The sequence below is a fragment of the Haladaptatus halobius genome (assembly GCF_020618475.1).
GTDB classification, from domain to species: Archaea; Halobacteriota; Halobacteria; order Halobacteriales; family Haladaptataceae; genus Haladaptatus; species Haladaptatus halobius.
The window spans coordinates 2,402,146-2,428,038 of the sequence record NZ_CP085335.1; the positions used below are offsets into that span (position 1 = coordinate 2,402,146).

General features: G+C 63.7%; 32 protein-coding genes and 1 pseudogene. 18 read left to right on the forward strand and 15 right to left on the reverse strand.

Annotation, left to right across the window (positions count from 1 at the left end; all coding sequences use genetic code 11):
• Positions 1 to 121 precede the first annotated feature (121 nt).
• The 5 genes and pseudogenes from LIW51_RS40440 to LIW51_RS14080 all read right to left on the reverse strand — a co-directional run bounded on the left by LIW51_RS40440 (position 122) and on the right by LIW51_RS14080 (position 2,854).
• A pseudogene (locus LIW51_RS40440) lies at positions 122 to 592 on the reverse strand (DUF7965 family protein).
• Positions 582 to 848 carry a CopD family protein gene (locus tag LIW51_RS14070; protein ID WP_227374738.1) on the reverse strand — a complete coding sequence of 89 codons (267 nt, stop codon included), beginning with the start codon at positions 846 to 848 and terminating at the stop codon, positions 582 to 584. The pseudogene LIW51_RS40440 and the gene LIW51_RS14070 overlap by 11 nt, the downstream one beginning before the upstream one ends.
• A gap of 6 nt (positions 849 to 854) precedes the next feature.
• Positions 855 to 989: a hypothetical protein gene (locus LIW51_RS38565; RefSeq protein ID WP_255766690.1), complete on the reverse strand. Its 135-nt coding sequence runs from the start codon at positions 987 to 989 to the stop codon at positions 855 to 857.
• 35 nt (positions 990 to 1,024) lie between these two features.
• Positions 1,025 to 1,696: a TIGR00266 family protein gene (locus LIW51_RS14075; RefSeq protein ID WP_227374739.1), complete on the reverse strand. Its 672-nt coding sequence runs from the start codon at positions 1,694 to 1,696 to the stop codon at positions 1,025 to 1,027.
• A 183-nt stretch (positions 1,697 to 1,879) separates the two neighbouring features.
• Positions 1,880 to 2,854 carry a cation diffusion facilitator family transporter gene (locus tag LIW51_RS14080; protein ID WP_227374740.1) on the reverse strand — a complete coding sequence of 325 codons (975 nt, stop codon included), beginning with the start codon at positions 2,852 to 2,854 and terminating at the stop codon, positions 1,880 to 1,882.
• 72 nt (positions 2,855 to 2,926) lie between these two features.
• Between LIW51_RS14080 and LIW51_RS14085 the strand changes: the two genes are divergently transcribed.
• Positions 2,927 to 3,445, forward strand: coding sequence for a metallophosphoesterase (locus LIW51_RS14085; RefSeq protein WP_227374741.1), 519 nt, complete (start codon positions 2,927 to 2,929; stop codon positions 3,443 to 3,445).
• Between the two features lie 94 nt (positions 3,446 to 3,539).
• Here LIW51_RS14085 and LIW51_RS14090 read toward each other — a convergent pair whose 3' ends face one another.
• Positions 3,540 to 4,187 (reverse strand): ArsR/SmtB family transcription factor, encoded by a 648-nt coding sequence (locus LIW51_RS14090; protein ID WP_227374742.1) that lies wholly within the window; start codon positions 4,185 to 4,187, stop codon positions 3,540 to 3,542.
• Positions 4,188 to 4,272: 85 nt separating this feature from the next.
• Here LIW51_RS14090 and LIW51_RS14095 point away from each other — a divergent pair, with 85 nt between their 5' ends.
• On the forward strand, positions 4,273 to 4,425 hold the full coding sequence (locus LIW51_RS14095; RefSeq protein ID WP_227374743.1) for a DUF7859 family protein: 153 nt from the start codon (positions 4,273 to 4,275) through the stop codon (positions 4,423 to 4,425).
• Here the strand turns inward: LIW51_RS14095 and LIW51_RS14100 are convergent.
• Positions 4,422 to 5,438, reverse strand: a complete 1,017-nt coding sequence (locus tag LIW51_RS14100) for a threonine aldolase family protein (protein WP_227374744.1) — start codon at positions 5,436 to 5,438, stop codon at positions 4,422 to 4,424. The genes LIW51_RS14095 and LIW51_RS14100 overlap by 4 nt on opposite strands.
• A 143-nt stretch (positions 5,439 to 5,581) precedes the next feature.
• On the opposite strand from LIW51_RS14100, the gene LIW51_RS14105 reads away from it, so the two are divergent.
• Together LIW51_RS14105 and LIW51_RS14110 are read left to right on the forward strand one after the other, a co-directional pair.
• Positions 5,582 to 6,676, forward strand: coding sequence for an aminopeptidase (locus LIW51_RS14105; RefSeq protein WP_227374745.1), 1,095 nt, complete (start codon positions 5,582 to 5,584; stop codon positions 6,674 to 6,676).
• Positions 6,677 to 6,785: 109 nt separating this feature from the next.
• The gene (locus LIW51_RS14110) at positions 6,786 to 6,935 is read left to right on the forward strand and encodes a hypothetical protein (RefSeq protein WP_227374746.1); all 150 of its coding nucleotides are present in this window, start codon (positions 6,786 to 6,788) and stop codon (positions 6,933 to 6,935) included.
• Here the strand turns inward: LIW51_RS14110 and LIW51_RS14115 are convergent.
• A complete protein-coding gene (locus tag LIW51_RS14115; protein ID WP_227374747.1) occupies positions 6,910 to 7,101 on the reverse strand; it encodes a hypothetical protein in 192 nt (63 codons plus the stop codon). The genes LIW51_RS14110 and LIW51_RS14115 overlap by 26 nt on opposite strands.
• Before the next feature lie 178 nt (positions 7,102 to 7,279).
• On the opposite strand from LIW51_RS14115, the gene ligA reads away from it, so the two are divergent.
• Positions 7,280 to 9,337: an NAD-dependent DNA ligase LigA gene (gene ligA / locus LIW51_RS14120; protein WP_227374748.1), complete on the forward strand. Its 2,058-nt coding sequence runs from the start codon at positions 7,280 to 7,282 to the stop codon at positions 9,335 to 9,337.
• Here the strand turns inward: ligA and LIW51_RS14125 are convergent.
• Genes LIW51_RS14125 through LIW51_RS14135 form a run of 3 tightly spaced genes read right to left on the reverse strand, consistent with a single transcriptional unit; the run spans position 9,334 to position 11,476 of the window.
• A complete protein-coding gene (locus tag LIW51_RS14125; protein WP_227374749.1) occupies positions 9,334 to 10,221 on the reverse strand; it encodes an ABC transporter permease in 888 nt (295 codons plus the stop codon). The genes ligA and LIW51_RS14125 overlap by 4 nt on opposite strands.
• Positions 10,218 to 11,132, reverse strand: coding sequence for an ABC transporter ATP-binding protein (locus tag LIW51_RS14130; protein WP_227374750.1), 915 nt, complete (start codon positions 11,130 to 11,132; stop codon positions 10,218 to 10,220). The genes LIW51_RS14125 and LIW51_RS14130 overlap by 4 nt, the downstream gene beginning before the upstream one ends.
• 44 nt (positions 11,133 to 11,176) lie before the next feature.
• On the reverse strand, positions 11,177 to 11,476 hold the full coding sequence (locus tag LIW51_RS14135; protein WP_227374751.1) for a DUF7967 family protein: 300 nt from the start codon (positions 11,474 to 11,476) through the stop codon (positions 11,177 to 11,179).
• An 88-nt stretch (positions 11,477 to 11,564) separates the two neighbouring features.
• Here LIW51_RS14135 and LIW51_RS14140 point away from each other — a divergent pair, with 88 nt between their 5' ends.
• From LIW51_RS14140 to thrS, 3 genes are all read left to right on the forward strand, one after another.
• Positions 11,565 to 12,173 carry a hypothetical protein gene (locus LIW51_RS14140; protein ID WP_227374752.1) on the forward strand — a complete coding sequence of 203 codons (609 nt, stop codon included), beginning with the start codon at positions 11,565 to 11,567 and terminating at the stop codon, positions 12,171 to 12,173.
• A 9-nt stretch (positions 12,174 to 12,182) separates the two neighbouring features.
• On the forward strand, positions 12,183 to 13,922 hold the full coding sequence (locus LIW51_RS14145) for an excinuclease ABC subunit C (protein ID WP_227374753.1): 1,740 nt from the start codon (positions 12,183 to 12,185) through the stop codon (positions 13,920 to 13,922).
• An 83-nt stretch (positions 13,923 to 14,005) separates the two neighbouring features.
• Positions 14,006 to 15,928 (forward strand): threonine--tRNA ligase, encoded by a 1,923-nt coding sequence (thrS, locus tag LIW51_RS14150; RefSeq protein ID WP_227374754.1) that lies wholly within the window; start codon positions 14,006 to 14,008, stop codon positions 15,926 to 15,928.
• A gap of 29 nt (positions 15,929 to 15,957) precedes the next feature.
• On the opposite strand, the gene LIW51_RS14155 is transcribed toward thrS, so the two are convergent.
• Both LIW51_RS14155 and LIW51_RS14160 read right to left on the reverse strand, forming a co-directional pair.
• Complete coding sequence (locus LIW51_RS14155) at positions 15,958 to 16,998, reverse strand: DUF7972 family membrane protein (protein WP_227374755.1); 1,041 nt, start codon at positions 16,996 to 16,998, stop codon at positions 15,958 to 15,960.
• Between the two features lie 45 nt (positions 16,999 to 17,043).
• Positions 17,044 to 17,904 carry a PspA/IM30 family protein gene (locus tag LIW51_RS14160; RefSeq protein ID WP_227374756.1) on the reverse strand — a complete coding sequence of 287 codons (861 nt, stop codon included), beginning with the start codon at positions 17,902 to 17,904 and terminating at the stop codon, positions 17,044 to 17,046.
• A 54-nt stretch (positions 17,905 to 17,958) separates the two neighbouring features.
• Here LIW51_RS14160 and LIW51_RS14165 point away from each other — a divergent pair, with 54 nt between their 5' ends.
• The 8 genes from LIW51_RS14165 (at position 17,959) to LIW51_RS14200 (ending at position 23,429) form a co-directional block, all read left to right on the forward strand.
• Positions 17,959 to 18,558, forward strand: coding sequence for an alpha/beta hydrolase (locus LIW51_RS14165; RefSeq protein WP_227374757.1), 600 nt, complete (start codon positions 17,959 to 17,961; stop codon positions 18,556 to 18,558).
• A 77-nt stretch (positions 18,559 to 18,635) separates the two neighbouring features.
• Entirely contained in the window at positions 18,636 to 20,282 is a 1,647-nt protein-coding gene (gene pyrG / locus LIW51_RS14170; RefSeq protein WP_227374758.1) for a CTP synthase, read from the forward strand.
• Positions 20,282 to 21,199, forward strand: coding sequence for a glutamine-hydrolyzing GMP synthase (gene guaA, locus LIW51_RS14175; protein ID WP_227374759.1), 918 nt, complete (start codon positions 20,282 to 20,284; stop codon positions 21,197 to 21,199). The genes pyrG and guaA overlap by 1 nt, the downstream gene beginning before the upstream one ends.
• Positions 21,196 to 21,519, forward strand: a complete 324-nt coding sequence (locus LIW51_RS14180; RefSeq protein WP_438267340.1) for a DUF7126 family protein — start codon at positions 21,196 to 21,198, stop codon at positions 21,517 to 21,519. Before guaA ends, LIW51_RS14180 begins: the two co-directional genes overlap by 4 nt.
• A gap of 45 nt (positions 21,520 to 21,564) precedes the next feature.
• Positions 21,565 to 22,077 (forward strand): GNAT family N-acetyltransferase, encoded by a 513-nt coding sequence (locus tag LIW51_RS14185; RefSeq protein WP_227374761.1) that lies wholly within the window; start codon positions 21,565 to 21,567, stop codon positions 22,075 to 22,077.
• 66 nt (positions 22,078 to 22,143) lie between these two features.
• A complete protein-coding gene (locus LIW51_RS14190; protein WP_227374762.1) occupies positions 22,144 to 22,629 on the forward strand; it encodes a DMT family transporter in 486 nt (161 codons plus the stop codon).
• Positions 22,545 to 23,063 (forward strand): DMT family transporter, encoded by a 519-nt coding sequence (locus tag LIW51_RS14195; protein WP_227374763.1) that lies wholly within the window; start codon positions 22,545 to 22,547, stop codon positions 23,061 to 23,063. Before LIW51_RS14190 ends, LIW51_RS14195 begins: the two co-directional genes overlap by 85 nt.
• A gap of 138 nt (positions 23,064 to 23,201) precedes the next feature.
• Complete coding sequence (locus LIW51_RS14200; RefSeq protein WP_227374764.1) at positions 23,202 to 23,429, forward strand: hypothetical protein; 228 nt, start codon at positions 23,202 to 23,204, stop codon at positions 23,427 to 23,429.
• 107 nt (positions 23,430 to 23,536) lie between these two features.
• On the opposite strand, the gene LIW51_RS14205 is transcribed toward LIW51_RS14200, so the two are convergent.
• A complete protein-coding gene (locus LIW51_RS14205; protein WP_227374765.1) occupies positions 23,537 to 24,208 on the reverse strand; it encodes an MBL fold metallo-hydrolase in 672 nt (223 codons plus the stop codon).
• 72 nt (positions 24,209 to 24,280) lie between these two features.
• On the opposite strand from LIW51_RS14205, the gene LIW51_RS14210 reads away from it, so the two are divergent.
• Positions 24,281 to 24,520 (forward strand): DUF8142 family protein, encoded by a 240-nt coding sequence (locus tag LIW51_RS14210; RefSeq protein WP_227374766.1) that lies wholly within the window; start codon positions 24,281 to 24,283, stop codon positions 24,518 to 24,520.
• Between the two features lie 62 nt (positions 24,521 to 24,582).
• The gene (locus tag LIW51_RS14215) at positions 24,583 to 24,894 is read left to right on the forward strand and encodes a cupin domain-containing protein (RefSeq protein WP_227374767.1); all 312 of its coding nucleotides are present in this window, start codon (positions 24,583 to 24,585) and stop codon (positions 24,892 to 24,894) included.
• 82 nt (positions 24,895 to 24,976) lie between these two features.
• Here the strand turns inward: LIW51_RS14215 and hisG are convergent, their stop codons facing one another.
• The gene (hisG, locus tag LIW51_RS14220; protein ID WP_227374768.1) at positions 24,977 to 25,825 is read right to left on the reverse strand and encodes an ATP phosphoribosyltransferase; all 849 of its coding nucleotides are present in this window, start codon (positions 25,823 to 25,825) and stop codon (positions 24,977 to 24,979) included.
• Positions 25,826 to 25,893 lie beyond the last annotated feature (68 nt).

Below are 25,893 nucleotides of genomic sequence, written 5' to 3' on the forward strand. Positions count from 1 at the left end.
CACACCATTCGACGCCCCGGTAAATAAGCGTCGTGCGGGGCGCAAATTCCGCCTCTTGTTGTCCGGCGCTCGCCGAGGAGACGGTCGAGGCGAATCGGTCGGCGGAAGGGAACAAGAACGACTAATTTTCGAGGCGGTAGGCGACCCGAACCATCGCCACGTCGATGATTGCGAACGAGAGGCCGACCAGTCCGCCGACGAGGAGCACGACCACACTTCCGATGAGCGCGATGAGCAGGACGTTTACCGGTTGGAGGAGCGCGTTCGGCGCGAACAGCCGGGGGACGACGGTGACGACACCCCACAAGAAGAGCACGCCGACGGTTGCACCCCAGATCGAATCCCGAACGAGCACGGCCTTCGTGCCCGACCACTCCGCGACCGACGAGAGCGATACCGCGGCGAGCACGTTCCGCGTCGCCCACTACACCACGGCCCAGAGGAGCGCGAATAGCACGAGTCCGAAGAGTGTGTTCAGCCCCGAGAGGAGATCGCCGAGACCGCCGGACAGGTGGACGAGCAAGACGAGCACCGCAACGAGACGTGCGGTGTGAAACGTCGAGAGCGCCCACACGAACAGATCACGCGCCATGCGCCAGCACCTCCGCAAGCGCGAGGATGACGAGCAAGAGGACGGTCGTCGCGCCGTAACTCGCCCGGAGCACACCCGAGGAATTGCCGTCTCGGGCGCGACGGACGAGTACGGTTCGAACCACAGAAAGTGCGAGCAGAAGGAACACGCCGAGCCGTTTGGCGGTCAGAACGGTTCCCCAGCGCGTGGCGGAGGCCGGAACCGCGGGAGCCATTGCGCCGAGGTTGCCGACGCCGGTGGCGACGAGGACGCCCATCGCGCCCTAGAACAGCCATTCGTATCGCTTGGCGACGGGGAGGGCCGATTCGGACGCGTCTCGGAAGAGCGACCACGTGACCGCCGCGCCGCCGAGCGTGACGGCCATCCCGAGAACGTGAAGCCAGCGGACGGAGAGCATATCTGAACCGATACGACAGAGAACGAAGAACTTTGCTACGACTCACCCGGCAGGTTCGGAACGAGCCACGCGAGCACCGCCGACGGACTGCGCGACTGCGTCCAGATGGTGCCCGGCCCTTCGAACTCGGCAAGACAGGCCTCCTCGGTTCCATGCAGCGATTTCACGCCTTCGACGCGCCGAACCGAGAAGTCGACGGTCTCCTCGAACGCGGCGACGTGTCCTGTATCCACGACGTACGTTTCGCCCGGGTCGAGACTGACGACCGAAATCGCACCGTAGCTCGCCACGAACGACTGGCCGGATCCGGTCAGTTCGAGCAGGAAATCGGATTCGTTCTCGACGAACGTCTCGTCGCGGCTGAACTCGGCGTCGAACGCCACGTCTGGTTCGGCGGCGAGAAACGCACAGGATTGAACGTACAGCGTCTCCTCGCGGAGTTCGTAGTGGACGATGTCGCCCGGAAACGGCGGTGCCAGCGTGACGGTGCCAGGGCGATCCGCGGTGAGCACCGTCGAAAATGCCGCGTCCTCGCCGAGTAGCGATTCCCGCAGCGACGCCGTCAACCCGCCCCGGTCGTTCGGCGCGACCTCGACACCCTCCGTATAGCTGACCAACGATGCCGCCTCCAACCGAATCTGGTCGTCTTCGTCCAGCGTCACGACGAGTTCGGCAAACGACGGTCGATTCGTGATCTCGTACTCCATACCCGCTTGAGGCACACCGTGCAGGTGTATAGCCCTCGTGGCCTCGTGATTCATCGATGACCTGCTTTTCGAGTGACGTACACGGATTCCGGAATCGAGGGGAGTCGTCTCAGGAGGACTCTGGGCACTTTCGACGATTCAACTCCACTCGTGGCGGTGTTCCGAAAACCTCCGGCGATTAACTTACACGACCGAGTGTGATGCCGTTTCCTCTTGCACTTCCGGCTCGATGTACACCTTCTTAATGTGCTCGTTCGCGTCGAACATCGCGTCCTCGATGTCGGTGATCCGGTCGTCTATCTCGCCCGTGTCGAGCGTCGGGTCGAAGGCCACGTCCGCCGTGACGATGAGGCGATCCGGGCCGAAGTAGACGGTACGGAAGTCGATGGTTCCTGTAACGCCCTCCCACTCGTCTAGCATCGCGCGGAGTTTATCTTCCTCCTCTTTGGGGAGGCTCTCGCCGAGCAGAAGTCGTTTGTTCTCCCACGCGAGCGCGACGGCGAAGCCCATCAGCATGAAGCCGATGAGCAGGGCGGCCCCCGCGTCGTACATCGGGTTCCCGGTCCAACGCGAAAGGAAGATGCCGAAGAGCGCGATACCGGCACCGGCGAGGGCGATGGTGTCCTCGGTGAGCGCCGTCAGCGTCGTCACGTTGCTGGTCTTGCGGAACGCCTCGCGGAAGCCGCTCCACTCCCGGCGCTCGATCTCCAACTTCATCGCGGTGTACGCTTTCTTGAAGGCGTAGCTCTCGAAGAGGATGGCCCCGACGAGCACCGCGTAGTTCACGTAGACGGGCGCGAACTGCTGTCCGAGCAGGGAAATCGGTCCCCCCGCGCCGACCGTGTGGTGTTGCATGAGCGCGTCGTACCCGTGCTTCGCGCTCTCCCACCCGGCGATGCCGAAGAGGAGGACACTCACGAGAAAACTGTAGAAGAACTGTGCCTTGCCGTAGCCGAAGGGGTGTCCTCTGGTCGCTTCGCGCTGACCGTATCGGATTCCGATGAGCAGGAACACCTGATTTCCGGTGTCCGAGATGGAGTGATACGTCTCCGAGAGCATCGCCGCGCTCCCGGTGAGGAGGTAACCGACGAACTTCAGTACGGCGATAGCCGCGTTGGCGACGAGGGCGGCGATAACGACGGACTTGCTACTCGCCATTATCGACTAGCGTCCATGCGGTGACAAAGCCCTTACGACGCACCCAAGGGCGACCGGCGTCTACCGCCGGACGTGATAACCATCGTCTCCGACACCCACGGTACGACCGGCCACGAACTCGCGGGACGAACGATGGCGGCGGTTCGAGACGCCGACCTCGTCGTTCATGCGGGGGATTTCACCACCGAAGTAGTCCTCAACGCGTTCGAAGCCGAGAGCACCCGCCTAATCGCGGTTCACGGGAACAACGCGACCCCCTCGGTGCGCGAGCGACTCCCAGCGGTGCGAACCTTCGAGGAGAACGGGATTCGGTTCGCGCTCACGCACCGCCGGGACGGCGGGAGCACGGGTCTCGAACTGTTCGGACGGGAACGAGACGCGGACGTGGTCGTCTTCGGTCACTCGCATCGACATCTCGCTCGCCGGACCGGCGAAGTGATGCTGTTGAATCCCGGGAGTCACGCTCGTCCGCGAGGAAACCTGCCGACGCACGTCGAACTCGAACCGGAGAACGAGGGCTTCGCTGGGGGAATTTACACGCGGAACGGGAAACTCGTGGAAGAGTTTCACGTCGGAGGGCTGGAAAGCTAATGGCGTTGGGCGGAGGGCCGAAGCAGGGCGGCTCCACTCTATAGTACGAAGCCGGACATGAAGTACTCTTGGTAAACTCAAAAACGCGTTTTAGTTATCGGTCGTTCAGGAGAAACCACCACGCGGCACCGAGGGCGATAACGAGCGCGCCGCCGGCAAAAAAGAGCACTCCCGGCGGAATCGTGGTCGCCGCAGCATCCGCCGCGGACTGAGTAGCTTCCGCGGATTGCATCGAAAACGTCCCCACCTGTCCGCCTGTATCGGTGTTCACCTCGGTGGTCTGTCCCCCGATGCCGAGTATCCCCTCGGTGACGGCGTACTGGATCGTGGCGCTCACGACGCCGAGCAGCACGGCGACGCCGAGCAGGCGCGAGAGGGCGTCTTTCAGCCCCGTCGTCTGATCTTCGCGCCCCGCGAAGAGGATGAGCGGGCCGTCGGTGGGCGCGTACACTTTCATCTCGCGGCCTTTCTCGGAGTAGATGGTGTCGATGGGGGAGATGAGTTCCGCGTCTTCGAGTTTGCCGAGGTGGTACTGGGCGTTCTGGAGCGAGGTGTCGACTCGGTCGCTGAGTTCGGACGCCGTCGCGGGCTGGTCGTGGAGCGAGGAGAAGAGGCTCCGCGCCGTCCCGGACGAGAGCGCCCCGAGTAGGTCGTCGGCGTCGTCGCTATCGACGCCGAGAACCCGCGGGCTTCCGCCCGTCGGGGCTTCTACGTCCGAACTGGAGGGCAAGAGGTCTGCCATACTTGAGCGTATACGACTACTCATCAATCAACTTTGTCACTAGCGCGGCGAAACGAATTTGGTTCGTGAACTGATAGGCACTGCTATGGAACCACTCGGACTGCTCGGAGATGCGCTCGGCGACCCCCTGTTCGTCGGACTTCTCGTCGCCATGCTCGCGTTCGTCTTCTTCATCTACCTGTTCATCCGCCGCACGCTCACCGGATTTCAGGAAGGGATGCAGAAAGGACAGCGCTAAATCGCGCTTCGAATCGCTTCCGCCGCGACTTCCACGTCCTCTCGGTTCACGTCCCAGTGCGTACAGAACCGAACGACGTGCGTGTCGAACTGCGTGCCGAGGACGTCCTGCGTTTCGCACGCGGCGAGGAACTCGTCGGCGGTGAGTCCCGTCCCTTCGGTGTTCACGAGGACGATGTTCGTCTCCGGCGGCTGTACCGAGAGACCGTCGGTGTCGGCCACCCCCTCGGCGAGGACGCGGGCGTTCTCGTGGTCGTCGGCGAGGCGAGAGACGTTGTCGAGCGCGAGCAGTCCGGGCCCGGCGATCACGCCGACTTGTCGCATCCCGCCGCCGAGCAGTTTTCGCGTGCGACGTGCGCGCGTGATGAAATCTTCATCTCCGGCGAGAAGCGAGCCGACGGGCGCGCCGAGGCCCTTCGAGAGACAGAACATCACGGAGTCGACGTTCTCCGTCAGGCGGGCGGGCGACACGTCGCGTGCGACGGCGGCGTTGCACACCCGAGCGCCGTCGAGGTGGACGGGGACGCCGAGGTCGTGTGCCGCCTCCGCCGCGGCGTCGATTTCCGCGGGCGCGATGGCGACGCCACCCTTGCTGTTGTGCGTGTTTTCGAGCGTCAGTAGTCCGGTTCCGGGTCGGTGAGCGTCCTGCACGACGTAGCCGTCACGCACCTGTTCGGGCGTCGGGGTTCCGCGGTCGCCGCCGTCGATGGTTCGAACTTGGAGGGCCGAGTGCTGCGCGAGTCCGCCAAGTTCCCACTTGTAGACGTGGCTCTCGCGTTCGACCAACACTTCCTGTCCGCGGTCGGTGTGGACGCGCGCCGCGATTTGGTTGCCCATCGTGCCGGTCGGAACGTAGAGGGCGGCCTCCATCCCCATCAGTTTGGCGGCGCGGGCTTCCAGTTCGTTCACAGTCGGGTCTTCGCCGTACACGTCGTCGCCCACGTCGGCGTCGCGGGCGGCCTCGCGCATCTCGTCGTTCGGTTTCGTCACCGTGTCGCTCCGCAGATCTATCATGTGCTAGCCGTCGCTCCCGCGAGGCAAATACCCGACGTTCCCGGCGAGCGAGATACGGGCGAAGCGACGTCACCGTCCCTCCGGCGTCGAACGACGAGATAGAGTATCGAAAGCGGTATCCAGTATCCGCGGAATCCATCACTATGGACTCTCGAATCAGGGAACACGCGGAAATAATCGTCGACCATTCGCTTGATATCGAACCCGGTGATAACGTGGTACTTCGCGTCCCGTCGGTCGCCGACGACCTCGCGGTCGCGCTGTCCGAACTGCTCGGCGAACGCGGGGCGTTCCCCCTCGTCACCGCCGGGCGGCGAGACCGAAAGCGTGCCGCGTTTCTCAGCACGGTCGACCCCGACGACCTCGCCACGCCCGAGCACGAACGGGCGCTATTCGAAGCCGCGGACGCCGTCGTCCACGTCCGAGCGCACGAGAACGCGTCCGACATGAGCGACGTTGACGCGGAGACGCACGCCGCATACAATCAGGCGTACCAGCCGATACAGGAGGAGATTCTCGCCAGCCGCTGGTGTCTCACCCAGTTCCCGTCGCCGGGGAGCGCGCAGTTGGCCGAGATGAGCACGTCCTCCTACGAGGGGTTCGTCTACGGGGCGATGAACAAAGATTGGGACGAGCAGCGCGAGTTCCAACGGCAGATGGTCGAGATTCTCGACCCCGCCGACGAGGTGCGCATCGTTTCGGGCGACACGACCGACCTCACCATGTCGATCTCGGGCATGAAGACCATCAACGATTACGGCGAGAAGAATCTGCCCGGCGGTGAGGTATTCACCGCGCCCGTGCCCGATTCTGTCGAAGGCGAAGTGCTATTCGACAAACCGCTCGTCCATCAAGGTCACATCGTGGAGGATGTTTGGCTCGAATTCGAAGGCGGCGACGTGGTCGATTTCAGCGCCGAGAAGAACGAGGAAGTGCTCGCGGGCGTGCTAGACACGGACGAGGATGCGCGTAGGCTCGGCGAACTCGGCATCGGGATGAACCGCGACATCGACCGATTCAGCTACAACATGCTGTTCGACGAGAAGATGGGCGACACCGTCCACCTCGCGGTCGGCATGGCCTACGACATTTGCGTCCCCGACGATGGAGAACAGAACGATAGTGCAGTTCACGTGGACATAATCGTCGATATGAGCGAGGACTCGTTCATCGAGGTGGACGGGGAAATAGTTCAGCAAGACGGAACGTTCCGTTTCGAGGATGAGTTCGAAGGGTAGTACGGTTCTCGCTTCTTCCATCCTCGAAGAAGCAACGCGCTGTGAAACTCTCTTATATAAGAATTGTGGCCCGCGGATTTTAAGTGGCTGGGATAGCATAGCATCTCGCGTGCCGAAAGTACCTTGTCCCGACTGTCGCCGGAACATCGCGTTTCACGAACTGGAAACCAAGACCGTCGCTCAGTCGAACGGGTTCTCGACGAACTACCGCTGTCCGTTCTGCCGGAACGTCATCAGGAACGTCGCAGAGCTGCTGTAGTTCGCACTACTGAACGATTCCACAGCCGCGCGAACAGCCACGACAGCAATCGTGCGCGCAGTCGCTCGCCGTCGATTCGTCGCCAGTCGCCCAGCGCGGCGTGCTCCTCGCGCGCCCAGTCCAGCGTGGCGAGCAAGTAGCGCGCGTTCGGGAAGTCGTCGACCATGCGCGGAGCGAGTAACGGCGCGTTAAAAGTCTTTCTGCCTCCGGCGAGTGGCGGTAACGGCGCGTTTCCAACGCCGGATTCGCGAACGTTCGGCCCGTACAGTAGAAACCTCCGAAACAAACGGCGGGCGGCGCGCAGTTGCTGAAGTTTTTACCGGACGACGAACAATCCCCGGACGATGGCAGAGGTGAGCGCGGACGAGAACCCGTATGTCGAAGACCCGCAGACCGATTTCGGACCGATAGACCGGTTGAGCGAGGACGAAGCGCGCGAACAGGCCGAACTGCTTCGGGAGGCGATTCGCCACCACGACTACCGATACTACGTCGAGAACGACCCCATCATCGCCGACCGGACGTACGACGCCCTCTTCAAGCGGTTACAGGAACTCGAAGACGCCTTCGGAATTCAGACCGAGGACAGTCCGACTCGGCGGGTCGGCGGCGAACCGCTGGACGAACTCGGCACGGTCGAACACGTCGCTCCGATGCTCTCCATCGACTCCAGCGGCGACGCGGACGACGTACGCGCGTTCGACGACCGGATTCGCCGGGCGGTCGGCGATGTGCGGTACGTCTGCGACCCGAAGTTCGACGGTCTCTCGCTCGAAGTGGTCTACGAGGACGGCGAGTACGTCCGCGCCGCCACCCGCGGCGACGGCGAGACGGGCGAGGACGTGACCGAGAACGTCCGCACCATCGCCAGCGTCCCCCACCACCTCCGCGGCGACTACCCCGACTTCCTCGCGGTTCGCGGGGAGGTGTACATGGGCCGGGACGCCTTCCGCGAGTTCAACCGGGAGCGAGTTGAGCGGGGGGACGACCCCTTCGCCAACCCGCGGAACGCCGCTGCCGGGTCGCTCCGCCAACTCGACCCCTCCGTGACCGCCAAACGCCCGCTCGACTGTTTCTTCTACGACGTGCTGGACGCCAGCGAGGGGTTCGAGTCCCACTGGTCAGAGTACGAGGCGCTGCCAAAGTACGGCCTGAAGGTGACCGACCGGACGACTCGCGTTTCGGATATCGAGGACGCCATCGTCTACCGCGACGAGCTGATGGCCGACCGCGAGAAGCTCAATTACGAGATCGACGGCGTAGTCATCAAGGTGGACGACCGAGCGAAGTGCGACAAACTCGGAGCGACGGCGCGCTCCTATCGCTGGTCGTACGCGTACAAGTTCCCGGCGCGCTCGGAGGAGACGAAGATAACCGACGTTATCGTTCAGGTTGGGCGCACGGGGCGACTCACGCCCGTCGCGCTGCTCGAACCAGTCGACGTCGGAGGCGTCACCGTCTCGCGCGCCAGCCTCCACAATCCGGAGGAGATAGCCGAGAAGAACGTCAACGTCGGGGACGAGGTGAAGGTCGAACGCGCCGGCGACGTGATTCCCTACGTCGACGAAGTGGTCGAAAAGCACGCCGAGGGTCACTACGAACTGCCCGCCCACTGCCCCGTCTGTGACAGTCCGGTCGAACGTGACGGGCCGATAGCGTTCTGCACGGGTGGACTGGCCTGCGACGCTCAGCTCCGCCGCGCCGTCGCGTACTACGCCGGCGACGACGGACTCGATATCGAGGGGTTGGGGGAAGAGCGCGTCGAGCAACTCATCGACGTCGGTATCGTCGAATCACTGCCCGACCTCTACGAACTTGACGAGGACGACCTGCTCGAACTCGACGGTTGGGGCGAGAAGAGCGCCGAGAACCTGCTCGCCGAGATAGAGGATTCGAGGCGACCATCGCTCGCGGATTTCATCTCGGCCATCGGCATCCCCCGCGTCGGAACAGAGACGGCCCGCGAGTTGGCCCGGCAGTTCGACTCGTTCGAGGCGGTAATGGACGCGAACAGCGAGGAGTTGGAGTCGGTGCCGGACATCGGGCCGACCGTCGCCGGGCAGATTCGGGAGTTCTTCGACTCCAAGCGCAACCGCGAGGTCATTCACGAGCTTCTGACGCACGTCGAACTGGAGCGGGAGGAGACCGAAGGCGGCGACGAACTCGCCGGACTAACCTTCGTGTTCACAGGGTCGCTCTCGCGGCCGCGTTCCGACGTCGCCGACCTCGTCGAGAGCCGCGGCGCGAACGCGACGGGAAACGTCTCGGGCAACACCGACTACCTCGTGGTCGGCGAGAATCCGGGGCGGACGAAGCGCGAGGACGCCGAGGAGCGAGGGGTGCCGGTGCTAGAGGAGAACGAGTTCTGGGACGTGCTGGAAGAGAATGGCGTCGAAGCTTAGAGATCCGCTCGCTCGAAGACGAAGATACCGATGGCGACCGGTACGAACAACCAGAACAACAGGTAAGCCATGACGAAGACGTCACTGAAGTAGAACGGAACCGAGCCGCCGAACGCTTGCGCGACGGTCGGTCGAACGAACTGATTAAATAGCTCCAGCCGGGCGTTCAACTGTTTCTCCGCGAGAACCGTATCGACGAGCGTCTTGTACGCCGTCGTCGGATTGAGCAACTTGATGAAGAGGGACACCTTGGCCAGCCCAGCCACCTCCATGTCGAACTGATCGTTGAGTGCGGCGACGATCTGGTTGGTGAGGGTGCTCCACAGCACGATGAAAGAGATGTACAGGGCGACGCAGGCGACCATCGAGCGTCGGCTGGTACTCGCGGCTGCGGAGATACCGACCGAGAGGCCGACGAACACGAGACCGAGCAGGAGCGTGAGCAACGCGAACAGCAGATAGTTGACGGCCGCGAACTCGAGGCTCGTGAACAAAAGAACGACAGCGGCGAAGACGAATCCGCCGAGGATTGAGACGCCGACCACGGCGCTCCGGCCGAGCACCTTCCCGAACACCACGTCGTCGCGCGAGTGAGGGAGCGAAAGCAATAGTTTCAGCGTTCCCGACTCTCGCTCGCGGGTGACGGCGGCGTATCCGATGACGATGGAGATAAGCGGGACGAGCGTGGCGGTTCCCTGTTTCATCAGGTAGAGGAAGGCGTCGGTCGTTCCGCCGCCCCGTCCGCCTCCCGCACCCATCTCAAGGTAGAACACCAACAGCGGTGGGAGCGAGAAAACCAACACGAACAGCGCGGTCAACACCCACAGCCACCGCGAGCGGAGCGAATCGCGGAAATCCTTTCGCGCGACGGCCCGCCACGTCATGCCGTCGCCTCCCGTTCGGTGTAGGCCACGAAGAGGTCTTCGAGCGACGCCTCCTCGGTCTCGAAGTCGTCGATGTCGGCCCCCGCGTTCTCCAGCGCGGCGATGACGGTTGTCTTGACGTTCGTCTCGCAAGCGACGAATAGCGTGTTTCCGTCCCGGTTCACGCCCGAGACGCCGTCGATTTCACGGACTCGGTCGAGCGCACCCGGCGGAAGCGAGGTCGTCTCGATTCGAAGCCGGGTATCGGCTCCGGTCGCCTCCCGCAGACCGTCGATGGAATCTTCGGCGACGAGTTCGCCGTCGCGGAGGATGCCGACGCGGTCGCAGACCGCCTCGACCTGCCCGAGGATGTGGCTGGAGAAGAAGACGGTCGCGCCGCGGTCCTGTTCGGCGCGGACGATTTCGCGCATCTCGCGGGCACCGTTTGGGTCAAGACCGGTCGAGGGTTCGTCGAGGATGAGTAGCTCCGGTTCACCGACGAGCGCCATGGCCAGCGCGAGTCGCTGGGACATCCCTTTCGAGTAGCCGCCCGCCTTCCGGTCGGCGGCGTCGAGGATGCCGACTCGGTCGAGGAGCGCGTCGGGGTCATCTTCCGTCTCCTTCGACTCGATGGCGAACTCGACGTGCTGGCGGCCCGTCAGTCGGTCGTACACCGAGAAGCCTTCGGGGAGGACGCCTGTTCGGCTGCGGACGGCGACGCTCTCGGCCTGCGCGTCGTGGCCGAGGACTTCCACCTCACCGCTCGTCGGGCGGATGAAATCGAGGAGGAGGTTGATAGTCGTCGACTTTCCCGCGCCGTTCGGCCCGAGAAACCCGAACACCTCTCCTGCCCTGACTTCGAGCGAGAGGTCGTTGACGGCGGTGACGCCGTCGTATCGCTTGGTCACTTCGTCGATTCGAATGGCGGCCATAGTTTCCGCTTACGCCAACTGCCATAAAACAGTATTGTTCCGTGCTACACCGTGTCCCCCGGTTCGTGTTTTTCATTCATTCGTACAGCTTCCTCGGCGTATCGTTCTCGAGTCGTCTCGTCGTCGACCGTCGACAATCTGTCATCTTCGACGGTTATCGCGGCGGTCGTCTCGCCGCCGAGCCGTCCCGCCCGTTCTTTCCGGAGATACCGCTCCCCGTCGGGCGTGGCGTACACTAGCGTCAACAAGTCGCGGTCGGAGTAGGTTCGTTCCACCAACCAGACGCGCACGTCGTCCCCGTCGCTCGCCTCGTCCACGTCGTCCGCATCGTCCGCTTCGTCCATGGTCGTCCGTTCGTCGGTCGCGGATTTGTATCTGGCGAGGACGACTTAGCCGCAACCTTATTTATCTCAGTCGCCGACCCGACAAACGATGCAACAGTCCCCGCTGTCCCAGGCGTCGGATGACCGTCTGCTGGACATGCTGTTTGCGGGAGAGGAGATAGAAGAGGAAATAGAACTGAAAGGGGCGCGAATCGCGGTGACGAGCCACCGTGTGCTCGCGTTCATGCCCGAGGGTGGGGGTCGGCGATTCGACCACGAAGACAGGCCGAACGTCCTCAACGCGAGCGTCCAGCCCGCCGGTCAGCACGGCTACCTCTCGTGGAGCGTCCGGAGCCTCGTCTACGGAACCATCCTCCTCGGCGGCGGCTATCTGATCACCAGCAGCGGAATCCTCACGCAACTCGGCGGGACACAGGAATCGGGCGGTCAGGTCGTAGGTGGAGTGAACCAACTGATAACGCTCATGGTCGGGATGTTCTCGGTGCTCCTTGACGCGTTCTTGCTGGTCGGCGCGGTGTTGGTGCTCGCCGCCGTCGCGCTCGGCGGCCTCTATCTCGCCAGCCGCTCGGAGGAGTTGGTCATCGAGCGCGCCGGTCGTGATCCCATCTGCGTACCGGTCGACGGTAAAGAAGCCGAGGACGCCGCCCGCCGGCTTCGGGAGACGCTAGGGACAAGTTCAAAGCCGAGCGCCGACTAGGCGCGGTCGATGGATTCGGCGATCGTCAGGGAACGCGCGGCGGAGCTACCGCGCGAACCCGGCGTTTACCAGTTTCTAGAGGACGACACCGTTCGCTACGTCGGTAAAGCGGTCGACCTTCGCGCTCGCGTGCGCTCCTACGCGGATCCGCGAAGCAACCGCATCGGGCGGATGGTCGAACGAGCCGACGCGCTCGACTTCGCGGTCACCGACACGGAGACGCAGGCGCTCCTGCTGGAAGCGAACCTCATCAAACGCTACCAGCCCCGGTACAACGTCCGGTTGAAGGACGACAAATCGTACCCGCTCGTGCAGTTGACGGCCCACGAGTTCCCACGAATCGAGATAACCCGCGACCCCGACCGGAAAGGTACGACCGTCTTCGGCCCGTTCACGAACAAATCGCGCGTCGAGACGGTCGTCAAGGCGCTCCGGGAGACGTACGGCGTTCGGGGCTGTTCGAACCATAAGTACGCGAACCGCAACCGCCCCTGTCTCGACTACGACATCGGTCTCTGTACCGCACCCTGCACGAACGAGATCGGGCGCGAGTCGTACCTCGCCGACGTAGAGAGCGTCGAGCGATTTCTGGGCGGTGAGGCAGATATCCTGGCCGCGCCGCTCCGCCGGGAGATGGAACGAGCGTCGCAGGAAAAGGAGTTCGAGCGCGCGGCCAACCTCCGCGACCGACTCGAAGCGGTCGAGGCGTTCCACGGCGGGGACGCCGACGCCATCGCGTCCCAAACCGACGAGCGAACCGTCGACGTGCTCGGGGCCGCGGTCGAAGGTGAACGGGCGACCGTCGCGCGCCTACACAGCGAGCGCGGGCAACTCGTCGACCGCGACCGCCACTCCCTCTCGGTGCCGGACGACGAAGGCGACGGCGTGGCGGCGGTGCTCGGAGCGTTCGTCCCGCAGTTCTACGCCGAGCGCGAGATGCCCGACGCCCTCCTACTCTCGGAGCGACCCGACGACGAGGACGTGCTCGACTGGTTGGAAGCCGAGGGCGTCGCGGTGCGCGTTCCGGGCGCGGGGCGAGAAGCGACGCTCGTCGACCTCGCGCTGAAGAACGCCCGGAGCAGGGCGACCGACCCCGACGAACTCCGGACGCTGGCGGACGCGCTCTCGCTCCCCGCGGTCGAGCGCATCGAGGGGTTCGACGTGAGCCACGCGCAGGGGTCGTCGGTCGTCGGCAGCAACGTCGTCTTCGTAGGGGGGTCGGCCGAGAAGGCAGACTACCGCCGGAAGAAGTTGGACGAGCGAAACGACGACTACGCGAATATGCGCGCTCTGTTGCGGTGGCGCGCGAGACGGGCGATCGACGGGTACGACGACCGTCCGGAGCCCGACCTGCTCCTCATCGACGGCGGGAAGGGGCAGCTCGACGCGGCGCGCGAGGCGCTGGCCGAGGTCGGCTGGGACGTGCCCGCCGTCGGCCTCGCCAAGGCCGAGGAGCTCGTCGTCACGCCGAGCGGAACCTACGACTGGGCGCGCGACGCGCCGCACCTCCACGTCCTCCAGCGCGTGCGCGACGAAGCGCACCGATTCGCGGTGCAGTACCACCAGACGCTTCGGGACGACGTTTCGACGGAACTAGACGACGTGCCCGGCGTCGGGCCGAAGACCCGGCGGTCGTTGCTCCGCAGGTTCGGCAGTCTCGACGGGATTCGGAGCGCGTCGAACGCGGAGCTTCGAGGTGTCGAGGGCGTGGGCGAGAAGACCATCGCGGCATTGCGCCGGCGGTTTTGAGCGTTCCTCAAACGCTCCGAATCCTCGCCGCTCGCCGTCTCCGTCTCAACACACTTATCTTGCGCCTAACCCGTATCTGCCCTATGAGCGATATCGTTGTCACGCTTCCGGACGGCTCGGAACTCCAGATGGAGGAAGGGTCGACCGTGGAGGACGTGGCGTACGAAATCGGCCCTGGACTCGGCAAGGACACGGTAGCGGGAGCCGTGGACGGCGACCTCGTCGACAAGGCGACGCCGCTGTCCGAGGACTGCGAACTTGTCATCGTCACCGAGCAGAGCGACGAATACGTGGACGTGCTCCGCCACTCCGCCGCCCACGTGTTCGCGCAAGCCCTCCAGCGACTCCACCCCGAAGCGAAACTCGCCATCGGACCGTGGACGGACGAGGGGTTCTACTACGATATCTCCGGCGTCGAACTCGACAGCGAGGACCTGGCCGCGATCGAGGACGAAGCGCACGACATCATCGAAGAAGACCTCGCCATCGAGCGCACCGAGAAGTCGCGCGAGGAGGCGTTCGACATATACGAGGACAATCCCTACAAGCAGGACATCCTCGACACCGAGGCGGCGGGCGAAGACCCCATCTCGTTCTATGAGCAGGGCGAGTTCTTCGACCTCTGTAAGGGACCGCACGTCGAATCGACGGGCGAAATCGGCGGGTTCGCCGTCCTCGAAACCTCGGCGGCCTACTGGCGCGGCGACGAGGAGAACGAGACGCTGACGCGCGTCTACGGCACCGCCTTCCCCACCGAGAGCGAACTCGACCAGTACCTCGAACGCCGCGAGCAGGCGGCGAAGCGCGACCACCGAAAACTCGGGCGGGAACTCGACCTATTCTCGATTCCCGACGTCACCGGACCGGGACTCCCGCTCTACCATCCGAACGGGAAGCGCATCCTCGACGAACTCTCCACCTACGTCGCCGACCTGAACCTCGACGCGGGCTACGAACCGGTCGAGACGCCCCACCTCTTCCGCACCGAACTGTGGCAGAAGTCGGGGCACTACGACAACTACGTCGACGACATGTTCCTGCTCGACGTGAACGACGAGGAGTACGGTCTGAAGCCGATGAACTGCCCCGGTCACGCGACCATCTTCGACCAGCACAGTTGGAGCTACCGCGACCTGCCGGTTCGATACTTCGAGGACGGCAAGGTGTATCGCAAGGAACAGCGCGGCGAACTCTCCGGCCTCTCGCGCGTCTGGGCGTTCACCATCGACGACGGCCACCTGTTCGTCCGCCCCGACCAGATTCGGGCCGAGGTTGACACCATCATGGAGATGATCTTCGAGGTGCTCGAAACATTCGACCTCGACTACTCGGTCGCCCTCGCGACCCGCCCCGAGAAATCCGTCGGCAGCGACGAGATATGGGAGCGAGCCGAATCGCAACTCGAAAGCGTCCTCGAAGCCTCGGAGATGGACTACCGCCTCGAAGAGGGCGACGGCGCGTTCTACGGGCCGAAGATCGACTTCGCATTCGAGGACGCCCTCGGCCGCGAGTGGGATGGACCGACCGTGCAACTCGATTTCAACATGCCGGAGCGGTTCGACCTCGAATACGTCACCAAGGAGAACGAGCGAGAGCGCCCGGTAATGATCCACCGCGCGCTGTACGGCAGCTACGAGCGATTCTTCATGGTGCTCATCGAGCACTTCGACGGGAAGTTCCCCTTCTGGCTCTCGCCCGAACAGGTGCGCGTACTCCCCGTCAGCGACGACAACCTCGGCTACGCTCACCGCGTCGCGAACGAGCTCGACGACTTCCGCACCGAAGTCGAAGACCGCTCGTGGACCGTCGGGCGAAAGATACAGCAGGCCCACGACGACCGCGTGCCGTACATGATAATCGTCGGCGGCAACGAGGAAGAGGCCGGAACGATATCGGTTCGAGACCGCAAGGAGCGGGAGGAGAAGGACGTGTCGCTCGAATCGTTCTGCGACCACCTTCGAAGCGAGCGCGAGGAGAAACGCACCGACCCGGACTTCCTCGCCTGACCGGTTCGGTTTCGTCCTCGGGCCGATTTTCAGTCCAACTCGTCGCTTCGCTTCGTTTCTCGCAGGATGAATGGGCCGATGGAGAGCGTGCGCTTCGCCACCGTGGCGATGCGGAGGATGTACGAAAGTAGGATGACGAAGGGAACGACCGCGATAGTCGTCGCCAGACTCACGACCAGCACGTCGTTGCTGATGCCGACCGTCGCGCCGGGAACCGCCCGCGCGTCGAAGTAGATTATCATCACCACGGTCACGACGAGCGCGGGAACTGCGGTGTACAGCATCGCCCGAGAGAGATTGACGAGTTCCCACTGGAAGTACAGCGTCTTGAAATGTTCGCGCGACGGTCCGAAGAAGTTGAGCGATTCGATGATGTCGTCGAACGCCTCGTCCACTTCCTTGGTGAGGGCGTCTTCGTTCTCGTTGCGAATCTTCCGCGCGAGGAAAATCTTCCACGAGTAGTTGAAGTTGAGGATGGCCGAAAGCACGTCGAAGGTTCCGAACTGCGTATTTTCGAGCGTATCGCTCACCTCGTCCGCGTTCTCGCTCAGCTCGTCGACGTAGCTTCGAATCTGCCCTTTGAGTTCCTCGTCTCGACTGTCTTCGACCGCGTCGGCGAGAACGTTCGCCCGGTCTTGCGTCTCCTCCATGAGTGACTTCATGAACGACGCCGGTTCAGGCGGTGCGGTCTGGAGGTCGAGCACTTCCTCGACGTCGCGGCGGAACTCCATCGCGCCCTCCATCCGACTTCGCTGGTCGCCGACCGGCCCGAGTTCCTGCGAGAGCACGAGCTGATTGAGCGTCACGACGAGCGTCACGCCGGTGATAATCGCGCCGATGAATCCCTGAAACGTCGTATCAACGGGGTCGTCGCCCGGCCCGACGTACTGTTCGAGCGGCGACGGGTCGCCGATACCGAGAACGACCAACGCAAGAAAGAACGCGACCAGAATACCTCCGGCGACGACCCACCGATTCGCCTCCATCAACACCCACAGTTTGACGCGACTCTCGTCGACCCGTTCGCGCATCGTGTCGCCGGGCTGTGGGTTCCCGTCTGACTCACCCATATCCAACACGAAGGCGACCGGACTCAAATAGGCGTTGCCAATCGGTTAGGACTGCTCGTCTTCCGTGGCCTGCTCGGTTTCCGTCGCCTGTTCGGGCTCCGCGTTCGACTCCTCGGCGGCGACTTCGGCTTCGAGGTCGGCGAGGTCGACCTCGTCGGCGGCGGATGCCTCCTCCGTCTCCATTTCCGCCTCCGTCTCCGTCTCGTCTTCGATGCCCATCTCGGCTTTCAACGTGTCCAGTTCGGCGTCGACTTCGCCGGAAGAGCGCACCTCTTCGAGTTCGCGGTCGAGTTGGTCTTTGTCCGAGAGTGCGTCCTCGAACGCCCCCGACTCGTGGAGTTCGTCCATCGCTTCGGCGCGCGCTTCCATCTCCTCGGTCTGCTCTTCGGCGCGGTCGATGGCCATCCCGACGTTCTGCATCTCGTCGCCGACGCCCGTCATCGCCTCCGAGACGCGGGAGTTCGCTTCCGCGGCCTCGTAGCGAGCTTTCATGCTCTCCTTTTTCGTGCGGAACTCCTCGATGCGGTTCTGAAGCGTGTCTTTCTTCTCGATGAGGTTGTCCTGCGTGTTCTGGAGCTGCGCGATCTGACCATCCAAGTCCTCTATCTGGGTCATCTTCTGCTTTTTCTTCTCCAGCGCGCGCCGGGCCAAGTCCTCACGCCCTTGGTTTATCGCCTCGCGGGCCTGCGAGTTGTGCTTCTCCACGTTCTCCTCTAGGTTCCGCTTCTGGATTTCGAGGCGCTTTTTCTGGGTCGTGAGGTCGGCGATGCCCTTCTTCACGTCCTGCAGTTCGTCGCGCATCTGTTCGTACGAGTAGTCGAGCGTCTCGGTGGGGTCTTCGGCCCTGTTCAGGAGGGCGTTTATCTTCGACCGGACGACGTACGACATGCGTGAGAGTACTCCCATACCTCTACATTCAGAACCCGACCTTTAAAATCCTCACCAAGCCAACACGCGGTCATGGAGTCGAACAAAGTCGTTCTCCCCGGCGTTCGGGACGTACGGGCGGCAATCGACCTTCCGGACGGGAGGGCGGACGCCGTAACCGTTGCCTGTCCGCCGCACCCCCAGTTCGGCGGTAACCGAAGCGACAACCGACTCGTCGCGCTCGGCGAACACCTCGTGGAGCGCGGCGTCGCCTGCCTCCGATTCGACTACGGCGATTGGGACGAAGGGTACGGCGAGCGCGAGGATGCCCGCAACGCGCTCCGGTGGTCGAGCGAGCGCTACGACCGAATCGGCGTCTTCGGCTTCAGCTTCGGAGGAGGAATCGCAACGCTGGCGGGAGCGGACGAGGGTGCGGACACGTTCGCGCTGCTCGCGCCCGCCTCGCGCCTCACCGAAGAGTTGGACGCGGTGGCGGTGCTGGACGAGGTAGACGCGCCGCTGAAGATCGTTTACGGGACGCGAGACGACACCGCGAATTGGGAGCCGCTGGTGGAGCGCGCAGAGGAGTTGGGATTCGAGACGGAGGCGTTCAGCGCCGACCACTTCTTCGTCGGCCAGGAGCGGAAGGTGGCGGCGCGGTTGGGGGAGTTTCTGGTCGAACACCTCGGATAACCGGCTCCGGCGTGCCATCCTCTGTCGAACCAGTCTCCCTCCGAAATCGTTTTGAAGAACGATTGCTCACACTCAGTATGCCGACTAACCCCGAGACACATTACGACCCCGAGATGGGAGAGAAGTTCATTTTCGTCACAGGGGGCGTCATGTCCGGACTCGGCAAGGGCATCACCGCCGCGAGCACCGGCCGACTGCTCGCCAACGCCGGGTTCGACGTGACCGCCGTGAAGATCGACCCGTATCTCAACGTGGACGCGGGGACGATGAATCCCTACCAGCACGGCGAAGTGTACGTGCTGAAAGACGGCGGCGAGGTGGACTTAGACCTCGGAAACTACGAGCGCTTCCTCGGCGTTGACATGACCTCCGACCACAATGTCACCACCGGGAAAGCGTACAAGAACGTCATCGAGAAGGAGCGCGCCGGGGATTACCTCGGCAAGACCGTCCAGATAATCCCGCACATCACAGACGAGATCAAGCGCCGAATCCGCGAGGCCGCCGAGGGCCACGACGTGTGTATCGTCGAGGTCGGTGGCACGGTGGGCGATATCGAGAGCATGCCGTTCCTCGAAGCTCTCCGCCAGTTCGCCACCGAGCAGGACGACGAGGATTTCCTGTTGACCCACGTCACGCTCGTCCCCTACTCGAAAAACGGCGAGCAGAAGACGAAGCCGACCCAGCACAGCGTCAAGGAACTGCGGAGCATCGGCCTACAGCCCGACGTGCTCGTCGGACGCTGCGACGACGAACTCGAACCCGCGACGAAGGAGAAGATCGCGCTCTTCTGCGACGTGCCGACGGACGCCGTCTTCTCGAACCCCGACGTGGAAGATATATACTACGTTCCGCTGGTCGTCGAGGAGGAAGGCTTGGACGAGTATGTCATGCACCGACTCGGACTGGCTGAGCGGGCCATCTCGGACGCCGAGCGCGACAACGAGTGGCGCGAACTCGTCACCCAAGAGACGAAAGGCGAGGTGGATATCGCGCTGGTCGGGAAGTACGCGCTCGAGGATGCCTACATGTCCATCCACGAGGCGCTGAAGCACGCCGGACTGGAGAAGAACGTGGACGTGAACGTCCTCTGGGTCGACGCCGACGAGATGGACGACGCCCACGAAGAACGACTGAAGGAGGCCGACGGAATCGTCGTCCCCGGCGGATTCGGCAGTCGCGGCACCCAAGGGAAGATAGAGGCCGTCCGCTACGCCCGCGAGAACGACGTTCCCTACCTCGGTCTCTGCCTCGGGTTCCAGATGGCGGTCGTGGAGTACGCCCGGAACGTCCTCGGACTGGAAGGCGCGAACACCGCCGAGGCGGACGCCGACACACCCCACCCCGTCATCGACATCCTGCCCGAGCAGTACGAAATCGAAGACATGGGCGGCACCATGCGCCTCGGCGCGCACGAGACCGAAATCGAACCGAACACGCTCGCCAGCGAAGTCTACGGCGCGACCGAGTGTACCGAACGCCACCGCCATCGCTACGAAGTGAACCCCGAGTACTTCGACGACTTCGACGGCTCCGACCTCGTCTTCTCGGGGCGCGCCGGCAACCGGATGGAGATTCTCGAACTCGACAGTCACCCGTACTTCTTCGGAACCCAGTTCCACCCCGAGTTCCGCTCCCGACCGGGGCGAGCGAGTCCGCCGTTCGTCGGCCTGCTCGAGGCGGTGTTGAACGATACCGAACTCCGCGAGGAGGTGGAGGTCTGATGGTCGACACCGACTCGTTCGTCGAGGAGGCCGTCGCCGAGATTCGAGCGGAAGTCGGCGACGAACACGCCATCATCGCGCTGTCGGGCGGCGTCGACTCCTCCGTGGCCGCCGCGCTCGCGTACGAGGCGATCGGCGACCAACTCACGCCGGTGTACGTCGATACTGGACTGATGCGGAAAGGCGAGACGAGCCAGATTCGGGAGACGTTCTCCTACATGGACTCGCTGTGCATCGTTGAGGCCCGTGAGCGGTTTTTCGACGCGCTCTCCAGCGTCACCGACCCCGAGGAGAAGCGTGCGGTCATCGGCGAGCAGTTCATCCGCGAGTTCGAACGCGAGGCGAAGGAGACGGACGCCGAGTATCTCGTGCAGGGCACCATCTACCCCGACAGAATCGAGAGCGAAGGGGGCATCAAATCCCACCACAACGTCGGCGGACTGCCGGACGTGGTGGATTTCGAGGGCATCGTCGAACCCGTCCGCGACCTATACAAGGACGAGGTGCGCGACGTGGCCCGCGCGCTCGGCCTCGAAGAAATAGTCTCCGAGCGCATGCCCTTCCCCGGTCCGGGACTCGCGGTTCGCGTCATCGGCGAGGTGACGCCCGAGAAGGTCGCGGTCGCCCGCGACGCCTGTCACGTGGTCGAGGAAGAACTGGAGGAGTACGACCCGTGGCAGGCGTTCGCCGCTGTCGTCGGCAAGGGAACCGGCGTGAAAGGTGACAATCGCGTTCACGGGTGGATAGTCGCGGTTCGGTCGGTCGAATCGCGCGACGGCATGACCGCCCGCGCACAGGAACTCGACTGGGAGACGCTCCAGCGCATCCAGTCGCGCATCACGGGGGGGAACGAGAACGTCGCCCGCGTCGTCTACGACGTGACACATAAACCTCCGGCGACCATCGAGTACGAGTGATGCGCGCAGTCATCGCAGGACCCGACGAGAGCGGACTCGGCTCGGCGTTGGAAACGGAGGGCGTCGAGACGACCCGCGTCGACGGCATCGCTTCCCGACCCGCGCTCGAAGACGCGGGCATCCACGACGCCGACTTGTTCGTTCTGACCGACGTGAGGCAGGCGACCGCAATAGCGGTGGGAAAGGACGTGAACCCCGGCCTTCGAGTCGTCGTCTACGACGAGAACACGATTCCGGAGTTCGCCCGCGGACAGGCCGACCTCATCGTCGACCCGAACCTGCTCGGGGCGGACGCGGTCGCGGAGGAACTGGCCGGATAGGCCGGGATAGACAGAACTAATCTTCCCGCCGTTCGACAATTTACCATGTCCCGCGACCTCCGAGGTGATTCTCTCCCCCACGAATCCCGAGACGGTTCCGTATCGCACGACCTCCGCACCGATTCTCCCACCTACGATCTCCGCGACGAACTTCCGACGGCCGAGGAGTTCGTCGCCCTCCGCGACGCCGCCGACATGGCACCCCGAAGCCTCGAAGCGGTCGAACAGGGGCTTCCGAACTCGATTTTCGGCGTCACGGTGGCGTACGATAAAGACGGCGATGGCGGGGATGGCGAAGGAAACGACGAAGTCGTCGGCATGGCGCGAATCGTCGGCGACGGCGGCTCGGTGTACCACGTCTGCGATATGGCGGTTCGTCCCGACCACCAGCGACGGGGACTTGGTTCGCGGATGATGGACCGACTGATGGAGTATCTAGAGGAGAACGCACCGGAGATGGCCTACGTGAACCTCATGGCCGACGTGGAAGGGTTCTACGAACAATTCGGATTCGAGTACACCGCGCCTGCTTCGCGGGGAATGTACCGTCGAATGTGAACCCTCGCTTCGAATCACGCGCAAAACCGGGCACGAAGTTATTCTCATCGGGCGCGTACAGCCTCCGTGTCGAGACTGGCAAGCGATGGACTTCGGGAACGAAACGACCTCACGCTGCTCGCAACGGTGCTCGTCTGGGGCGTCAACTTCGCGGTGCTGAAAGTGGCGCTCGTCGACCTCCATCCGTTCGTCGTCAACTCACTCCGATTTACCGTCTCGGTGCTCGTCCTCGGCGGCGTGTACGTCGCCGGACAGCGCGGTGGCCGCGACCTGCTGCAACCGCTCCGTGCGGGAGGCTGGCAGGTTATCGCGCTCGGCATCCTCGGCTACTGGTGTTTCCCGGTCGCCTTCATCGTCGGCATCAACGCGACGACGGCCGGAAACGCGGCGCTCATCATGGCGAGCACACCGCTTTGGACGGCGATGGTGAGCCAGTTCACCGGTCTCGAACGCCTTGGCGGACGAGCGTGGGTGGGCCTCCTCGTCGCAGTCGTCGGAACCGCGGTGGTCGTGCTCGGAGGACGGAAGTCGCGCTCGGCGGCGAAACGCTGACCGGTAACGCGGTCGTTCTTCTCGCGGTGATTCTCCTGGGCGCGTACACCGCGCTCAATCGCCCCGCCCTCGACCGGGTGTCACCGCTCGCGCTCACCTTCTTCGGCCTGCTGGTGGCACTTCCGCTACTTCACGCGCTCGCCGTGCCGTACTACGGGAACGTCGACTGGAAAGCCATCGAACTGCCCGTTTGGGGAGCCGTCGTCTTCACGGGCGCGCTCGGAACCGGTCTCGCCATCGTCTGGTGGAACGCGTCGGTTCGGGCCGTCGGCCCGTCGACGACCGGCGTGTATGGGAACATTGTTCCCATCGTGGCGCTTGGGAGCGGCGTGCTCCTGCTCGGCGAACCTATCGGCACGGCGCAGGTGCTCGGGACGGTGTTGATCATCGGCGGCGTGCTGGTCGTTCGGCGCTCGAAGCCCGTGATGGCGTAAGAGTACGACGAGTGCCGGACGTGTTGATTCGCATCAGCCGAACCGCGCCTTCACTCGGTCATAGCCGCCGCGGTAAACGAGATAGTAACTGCCGAGAAAGCCTATCGATACAAGCACCAGTGGCAACGGAATAGTCGTGTGACGAGTCGCTCTGATATCGATTTCGAGGGTCAGTGCAACAGTCATTCCGACGACGAAGAAGTCGACGAACCCGAGTCCGGTGCCGACGATGTGAAACCGCTACAGTCGCTTCGCGGAGCACAACCGCTGAACGAAAACGACCGCCAGCGGAAGTGCGAGGAGGGGACAGACCATCAGCGCGATGGAATCCAAATATGGATCTGGCGGGAGTACGAAGGTCGATAGAAGGGAAAGAGAACCACCGATCACGTAGAGCGCGCTTCCGAACTGGACGATGTTCGTACCGAGACCCATAGACGGAACGAAGCCATCGGGAAGTAAATGAATCGGTCTTACAGCGTCTCGGCTAGTTCGCGCAGACGCTCGCTCCCGTCGCGGATGAAGGGCACGCCGTGGCCCATTCCGGCGACTTCGAACGCCGGCGTCTGTTCCGCGAGCGTCACGATGCTGTCGCGCACCTCGTCCGTGTCGTAGCTCACGGCCCACTTCGACGCCTCGAGTTTTCCGTGGCTCTCCATCACGAGGTCGCCGAGGAAGGCGACGCCGAGTTCGTCGCTGACGTAGACGGTGTGGCCCGGCGAGTGCCCCGGCGTGGCGTAAGCCCTGAAACTCCCGACCTCGTCGCCGTCCTCCACGGGGCGAACGGGGCCGTCGGGCGGCGAGAGCAGGGTTCGGGCGACGCGCTGGAGCGCACCCTTGTGGTTTCGCCAGTCCGGCGATTTCACGCCCGAGAGGTACGGAACGTCCTCCGCACCGACGTAGACCGGCGCGTCGAGAGGGAGGCGCGAGAGCGCGCCGACGTGGTCGAAATCGTAGTGCGTGACGAACACGCGGTCGATGGCGTCAAGGCCGTATCCCGCCTCCTTCACTTCTCGGGCGATGTCGCCGCGATCGAAGGGCGTCCCGGCGTCGACGAGCGTCAGGTCGCCGCCGTCGTCCACGAGGTAGCAGTTCACGTTCCCGAGGTCGAACCACCAGAGACCGTCCGCGAGTTCGGTCGCCATACCGGCGCTACGACCTCCGGGCACTTCAGCGTGAACGGGTGGTTTTTGGTCGTGGAACACCGACCTACTGCCATGGGAACGTCACTGCCGACCGAATCGTCCGAGGTGAACAGGAAGCGCGCCGCGAAAGCGGTCATCCCGTTTCTCGCGCTCGGACTGTTCGACCTCGCGCTCATCCTCGGCTGGGGGATGGATCCACTCTGGGGGTTCGCCATCCTCCCGCCCATCCTCTTCATCAGCGTGCTGGCGTGGATCGGCTTCAAATCGGGGTTCATCACCGAGAACGCCGAGCACGCGGAGCAATCAGACTGAAACTCAGAAATCGAGATTCGACGAACCGGTCGGACTAAAACCCGGCGGGTCGTTCTCCCGATATGCTCGACCGCTATCCCGACCTTGACCCGGACGAGGGCGAAGTGTTGACCGAAGAACTTGTCGTGACCGACGACGTGCTCGTGAAAGCCTTCGCTCTGGGGCCGGGCGCGGAGCTCTCCCCGCACGAGCACGGCGACAGCACCAACGTCTTCCACGTTCTCGAAGGCGACGTAACCGTGATACAGGACGATTCGGAGGAGGTCGTCTCGGCCCCCGGCGTCGTTCTCCACGAGCGCGGCGTCGCGCACGGGGCGCGGAACGGGACGGACGAAACGGTGGTTTTCACGGCGAGCCTCTGTCCGTTGCCGTGACGCGGCGTTCGTCGTGAGATACCGCCGTCGATAACACGTCGCCGAAATCACCCGGTTCGAGACCACCGGCGACCGTCGCGTTCTAATCCACCAGTCGCTCGATTTCGGTGACCAAGATTCCGCTCGCGCCGAGTTGTTTGACCTCGTTGATGGTCTCGAATACTGACTGCTCGTCCACGACGGTGTGAACCGCGACTTTCCCGTTTCCGGCGATGTCCATCACGGTCGGCCCGCCGAGACCGGGAATCACGTCTCGAATCTCGTCGAGACGGTCTTCGGGGGCGTTCATCATCAGATAGCGTTTGCCCTCCGCCGAGATGACCGACCGGAGCGCCATCACGACTTGGTCGACCTTCTCGTCGCCGACCACGTCGTCGCGGGCGAACAGCCGAACCGAACTCGACAGCACCTCGTCGATGACGGCGAGACGATTCACCTTCAGGGTCGTCCCCGTACTCGTGATGTCGATTATCGCGTCGGCCATGTCCACGTGGGGTGTGAGTTCGGTCGCACCGCTGACTTCTACGATGTCGGGAGCCACGTCGGTCTCGGCGAAGTAGGTCTCCGCGATGTGCGGGAACTCGGTGGCGACGGTTCTACCCGCGAGGTCGGAGACGGAGTCGATGTCGCCGTCTTCCGGCGCGGCGAGCACGAGGCGACACTGGCCGAAGTCGAGGTCGAGGAGGTCTTCGACGTTGCCGGGGTCGGCCTCTCGCATCTGGTCTAATCCCGTGATTCCCACGTCCGCCGCGCCGTCGCTCACGTACTCGGGGATGTCGGCGGCGCGGGCGAACAGCAACGTCACGTCGGGGTCGACCGTGTTCGCGTACAGTTTGCGGTCGGCACCGTCCACGGTATGCAACCCTGCGTGTTCGAGCAGCTCCATCGACGGGTCGTGCAACCTACCCTTGTTGGGGACGGCGATTCGCATTATCTCCGGTTCGGGTCGCCAAACGGATTACTCTTGCTTTCCCGGCGCGAACTACAATCCACCAGAGT

Coding starts and splice junctions, on each gene's coding strand:
- LIW51_RS14075 (WP_227374739.1), bottom strand. CDS start 1,696: ATGGAGTACGAGATCACGAATCGACCGTCGTTTGCCGAACTCGTCGTG.
- LIW51_RS14115 (WP_227374747.1), bottom strand. CDS start 7,101: ATGGTCGACGACTTCCCGAACGCGCGCTACTTGCTCGCCACGCTGGAC.
- LIW51_RS14145 (WP_227374753.1), top strand. CDS start 12,183: ATGGATTCGGCGATCGTCAGGGAACGCGCGGCGGAGCTACCGCGCGAA.
- guaA (WP_227374759.1), top strand. CDS start 20,282: ATGGTCGACACCGACTCGTTCGTCGAGGAGGCCGTCGCCGAGATTCGA.
- LIW51_RS14135 (WP_227374751.1), bottom strand. CDS start 11,476: ATGGACGAAGCGGACGATGCGGACGACGTGGACGAGGCGAGCGACGGG.
- LIW51_RS14155 (WP_227374755.1), bottom strand. CDS start 16,998: ATGGGTGAGTCAGACGGGAACCCACAGCCCGGCGACACGATGCGCGAA.
- LIW51_RS14080 (WP_227374740.1), bottom strand. CDS start 2,854: ATGGCGAGTAGCAAGTCCGTCGTTATCGCCGCCCTCGTCGCCAACGCG.
- hisG (WP_227374768.1), bottom strand. CDS start 25,825: ATGCGAATCGCCGTCCCCAACAAGGGTAGGTTGCACGACCCGTCGATG.
- LIW51_RS14140 (WP_227374752.1), top strand. CDS start 11,565: ATGCAACAGTCCCCGCTGTCCCAGGCGTCGGATGACCGTCTGCTGGAC.
- thrS (WP_227374754.1), top strand. CDS start 14,006: ATGAGCGATATCGTTGTCACGCTTCCGGACGGCTCGGAACTCCAGATG.
- pyrG (WP_227374758.1), top strand. CDS start 18,636: ATGCCGACTAACCCCGAGACACATTACGACCCCGAGATGGGAGAGAAG.
- LIW51_RS14215 (WP_227374767.1), top strand. CDS start 24,583: ATGCTCGACCGCTATCCCGACCTTGACCCGGACGAGGGCGAAGTGTTG.
- LIW51_RS14210 (WP_227374766.1), top strand. CDS start 24,281: ATGGGAACGTCACTGCCGACCGAATCGTCCGAGGTGAACAGGAAGCGC.
- LIW51_RS14165 (WP_227374757.1), top strand. CDS start 17,959: ATGGAGTCGAACAAAGTCGTTCTCCCCGGCGTTCGGGACGTACGGGCG.
- LIW51_RS14095 (WP_227374743.1), top strand. CDS start 4,273: ATGGAACCACTCGGACTGCTCGGAGATGCGCTCGGCGACCCCCTGTTC.
- LIW51_RS14125 (WP_227374749.1), bottom strand. CDS start 10,221: ATGACGTGGCGGGCCGTCGCGCGAAAGGATTTCCGCGATTCGCTCCGC.
- ligA (WP_227374748.1), top strand. CDS start 7,280: ATGGCAGAGGTGAGCGCGGACGAGAACCCGTATGTCGAAGACCCGCAG.
- LIW51_RS14205 (WP_227374765.1), bottom strand. CDS start 24,208: ATGGCGACCGAACTCGCGGACGGTCTCTGGTGGTTCGACCTCGGGAAC.
- LIW51_RS14070 (WP_227374738.1), bottom strand. CDS start 848: ATGGGCGTCCTCGTCGCCACCGGCGTCGGCAACCTCGGCGCAATGGCT.
- LIW51_RS14105 (WP_227374745.1), top strand. CDS start 5,582: ATGGACTCTCGAATCAGGGAACACGCGGAAATAATCGTCGACCATTCG.
- LIW51_RS14185 (WP_227374761.1), top strand. CDS start 21,565: ATGTCCCGCGACCTCCGAGGTGATTCTCTCCCCCACGAATCCCGAGAC.
- LIW51_RS14160 (WP_227374756.1), bottom strand. CDS start 17,904: ATGGGAGTACTCTCACGCATGTCGTACGTCGTCCGGTCGAAGATAAAC.
- LIW51_RS38565 (WP_255766690.1), bottom strand. CDS start 989: ATGCTCTCCGTCCGCTGGCTTCACGTTCTCGGGATGGCCGTCACGCTC.
- LIW51_RS14130 (WP_227374750.1), bottom strand. CDS start 11,132: ATGGCCGCCATTCGAATCGACGAAGTGACCAAGCGATACGACGGCGTC.
- LIW51_RS14090 (WP_227374742.1), bottom strand. CDS start 4,187: ATGGCAGACCTCTTGCCCTCCAGTTCGGACGTAGAAGCCCCGACGGGC.
- LIW51_RS14100 (WP_227374744.1), bottom strand. CDS start 5,438: ATGATAGATCTGCGGAGCGACACGGTGACGAAACCGAACGACGAGATG.